This is a genomic window from Acinetobacter sp. WCHAc060033 (genome assembly GCF_004209125.1).
GTDB classification, from domain to species: Bacteria; Pseudomonadota; Gammaproteobacteria; order Pseudomonadales; family Moraxellaceae; genus Acinetobacter; species Acinetobacter wuhouensis.
The window spans coordinates 1-2,991 of the sequence record NZ_SGSW01000110.1 but is presented as its reverse complement, the minus strand read 5'-3'; the positions used below and the strand labels follow the sequence as shown (position 1 = coordinate 2,991).

The 2,991-nt window shown below is 39.5% G+C and carries 6 protein-coding genes; 4 read left to right on the top strand and 2 right to left on the bottom strand.

Annotated features, from left to right (window positions below; genetic code table 11):
• The first annotated feature begins 248 nt into the window (after positions 1-248).
• Complete coding sequence (locus EXE10_RS20470) at positions 249-482, top strand: hypothetical protein (RefSeq protein ID WP_130114564.1); 234 nt, start codon at positions 249-251, stop codon at positions 480-482.
• On the opposite strand, the gene EXE10_RS20465 is transcribed toward EXE10_RS20470, so the two are convergent.
• Together EXE10_RS20465 and EXE10_RS20460 are read right to left on the bottom strand one after the other, a co-directional pair.
• Complete coding sequence (locus EXE10_RS20465) at positions 479-751, bottom strand: hypothetical protein (RefSeq protein ID WP_130114563.1); 273 nt, start codon at positions 749-751, stop codon at positions 479-481. The two genes, EXE10_RS20470 and EXE10_RS20465, sit on opposite strands and share 4 nt — an antisense overlap.
• A gap of 513 nt (positions 752-1,264) precedes the next feature.
• Positions 1,265-1,984 (bottom strand): XRE family transcriptional regulator, encoded by a 720-nt coding sequence (locus tag EXE10_RS20460; protein WP_130114562.1) that lies wholly within the window; start codon positions 1,982-1,984, stop codon positions 1,265-1,267.
• A gap of 122 nt (positions 1,985-2,106) precedes the next feature.
• Between EXE10_RS20460 and EXE10_RS20455 the strand changes: the two genes are divergently transcribed.
• The 3 genes from EXE10_RS20455 to EXE10_RS20445 form a co-directional block, all read left to right on the top strand.
• Positions 2,107-2,334 (top strand): YdaS family helix-turn-helix protein, encoded by a 228-nt coding sequence (locus tag EXE10_RS20455; protein WP_130114561.1) that lies wholly within the window; start codon positions 2,107-2,109, stop codon positions 2,332-2,334.
• Between the two features lie 9 nt (positions 2,335-2,343).
• The gene (locus EXE10_RS20450; RefSeq protein WP_130114560.1) at positions 2,344-2,619 is read left to right on the top strand and encodes a hypothetical protein; all 276 of its coding nucleotides are present in this window, start codon (positions 2,344-2,346) and stop codon (positions 2,617-2,619) included.
• 123 nt (positions 2,620-2,742) lie between these two features.
• Positions 2,743-2,991, top strand: a 249-nt coding sequence (locus EXE10_RS20445) for a hypothetical protein (protein ID WP_228256874.1), incomplete at its 3' end; no start/stop codon positions are given.

The following is a 2,991-nucleotide window of genomic DNA, read 5'->3' as shown; positions in this document are numbered from 1 at the left end:
CTTTCCATTGCTTGGGCTTTTTCGATGTCGCCCTCTGCAATGTGTAGCGCTTGTAGACGTAAATTTTGAATATCCATTTTTTATCTCACTTTCAACAGGAGTTGTTGGTTGGTGTGATATGAATATAGTCAAAACTATAAATATAGTCAATAGTTGAAACTATAAAATACAGTTATTTTTATAATATTTATATTTATGCTTTAATAGACAAAAGAAAACCCACACAGGGTGGGTTAAGGGAGTTTGTTATGAGTGAGAATATTGCAGTAATACCAAAAGGAACTAAAATTCAAATTATGGGTTGTTCTTTTACCTTATTGGAAGATGTAAAGGTAATAGGTAATCAAATGAATCTTGATAAAATTATTGAAGACCAAATTAAGTTTGATGGTGAGGTGCGTATTCATAGCACCCCGTGCATGCCCTCTGGAAAATCAGGCGGTGTGGTAGGCAGGGCGAAAAATATTGGATGGATGTTTTAGTAGTATTTTTGAATCCAGTCTGTTGCCACCTGGCTAAAGTTTTGCGTCCATGATGAGTCAGGAGTTAATTGGCTTACCATCAATTTATCATCCTTATCAATATGTTTGCATAATTCAGAAGCAATATCATATGCACTGCCTGAATGTCTGATTATCCATAATGACTTCAAAGGACGTAAATACTCTACTGTCATACCCTCTATGGCAGAGTAAAGCCCCTCATAATCCTTATCCTTATTTAAATCGTAGTTAATTAAGTACAAGCTCATCAATTTCTCCACCCGATCAAATGCGTCGGGTTCGCAGTTTGATTTTTTTTAAACTTATATGTATTTTAAAAATAAGGGTGAGGGGTGGCTCGTCACCACCCCTCGGTTTTACGCAAACCAAGACAGGATTGCAATCACAGCGTAAAGATTGATTTTTACGCTAAATTTCAGACCTTTCTTAGTCTGCAACGTCAGAGAAAACATGGCATAAACCTTGTAATTGTCTGGCGAGCGCTCACCAAGTTAAATTGGTGTAACTTGTATAGCGCTATGCCTAGCGCTTGCCCTGAAAGTGTGCGCACACCGTAGGGGCGGCAGCTCATGCATTGTTTCAGTTATCAGTCGTGCCTTGCGCTTATTCTCCCTCTGGGATGGATGGGCGATACCATTTCACTTGACAACTTAGACTTTGCAATCACCTTTAGCGGATTACTAGCCCGCAATTCGAGATTAGTGGTCTCGAATTTTTTCAACTATCCAACATGATCTTAGGATTGTGTTGGGTTCGCAGTTTTACCATCTCTCTAAAACCGACCAGTTCCACACCCAGCCAATCATATTTATATCGTTTTCAACTTCTTCAGCATTAATGTGCTCGTCTTCATATGCTTTGTTATGACTTCTAATAATCAAACCACCATCAGGCTTAGGTATTAGGTATTTAACACGCAATAATTGACCATGGCGGAAGGCGTAAATTTTCCCTTCACGAATATCCCTTTTACTAAGATCAACAGCAATCATAGATCCTGCTGAGATTCGATCTTCCATACTATCACCAACCAATGTCATACAGATTGATTGGGTTTGTGAAGCACCACTTGAATAAGCGGCAGTTTTTCCATATTTAATTCGTCTACGACCGTCATCGTGCTGTTCAAATGACCCGCACCCACCAGTAAGCTCTATGTCCTTGTAGTATGGAACCTCAAATTCATCCTCATTTAATGGGGTATCGCCGTCCCAAAACTCAACTCCACGGAATTTAACATCCATCATTGGTTGTCCATCTCTTGGTTTGCTTGGAGTTGCCTTAACGGTTCCATTTTTCAACCAATCAACATCAACACCTAGAAATTTAGCTATCTCAGGTAGGTACGCTGATTTTTTAGTCTTTCCAGCTTCCAGAGCTTGATAGGTAGGCTGTCTTATACCAGCCGCATCTGCGACATCGCCTTGTGTTTTATCAGCTTTTATTCGAGCTTCTTTTAGTCGGTCAGCCAAAGTTTGCATAAAGGTAATCCTTGAGTTCGCTCCTATTTTATAGTCGCAACTATAAATATTCAAACAGTTAAAACTGTTGACAAATAATAGTTAAAACTATAAATTAACTTTAAAGTATAGGAGTTCAATAGATGAATATTGAATTGGTTAATTTATATAAGAGCGTTGTAGAGCATTTTGGCTCTCAGACGATGACTGCACAAGCACTTGACCTTGAACAGCCATCTGTTTGGGCGTGGATCAACGGCAAGGCGAAGATGTCATCCGAAACAGCGCTTCTTGTTCAAGAAAAGACAGATGGAAAATTTAAATATAAAGATTTATTTCCATCTCGCAAAAAAAGCCAACAGGTGGCATAGGAAAAAACCATGAGCCTTGAAAAAAAATCTACGCATGTGCGTTTATCTCCTGAAATCCATGAACGCGCCAAAACTCTTGCTGAAATCAAAGGTAAAGACCTTGCTCAGTACCTTGCTTTCCTTCTTGAAAAAGAAATCGTTGGTGAGTGGCATGTACTTAATTTACAAGCTAAATCGTTTGAGCGCTTGGGATTAGGAGCTTTAGTAAGGGACTTATCTACAGAGGTGAGCTTTCTTGAGGGATCGGAAGGGATTCACGGGGATTCAGACATTAAAAAAGCCTGATCTCGTAAATCAGGCTTCCTATATTCACGCATATCAGGAATGAATATGAAATTAAATATACCAAAACATCCATGCGCTAACAAGTGTACTGATTTTAAAGAAGAGCAGTGCAATACGTGCTTGGTGCGGGAATTACCCAGCGCAAAAGAATGTGATTCGGATTTTCTACCCGGTGATGTTGTGGTTTTGATTGGCGAAGGCACAAAAGATGTGTTGCTAGAAATTGTCAATCATATGTACACGCCCAATATGTACCGAGTAAAGATTTTGGAGTCGAGAACTTTTGGTCCTGCTTTTAAAGATGACATTCGCCACGCAACCGTTGCAGAAATCCAAGCCAACCGCCGTTTAACCAAAGCTGAACAAGCATTA

Bases quoted from the DNA above. Each gene is read 5' to 3' on its own strand.
- EXE10_RS20455 (WP_130114561.1), top strand. From the start codon at position 2,107: ATGAATATTGAATTGGTTAATTTATATAAGAGCGTTGTAGAGCATTTT.
- EXE10_RS20470 (WP_130114564.1), top strand. From the start codon at position 249: ATGAGTGAGAATATTGCAGTAATACCAAAAGGAACTAAAATTCAAATT.
- EXE10_RS20450 (WP_130114560.1), top strand. From the start codon at position 2,344: ATGAGCCTTGAAAAAAAATCTACGCATGTGCGTTTATCTCCTGAAATC.
- EXE10_RS20465 (WP_130114563.1), bottom strand. From the start codon at position 751: ATGAGCTTGTACTTAATTAACTACGATTTAAATAAGGATAAGGATTAT.
- EXE10_RS20460 (WP_130114562.1), bottom strand. From the start codon at position 1,984: ATGCAAACTTTGGCTGACCGACTAAAAGAAGCTCGAATAAAAGCTGAT.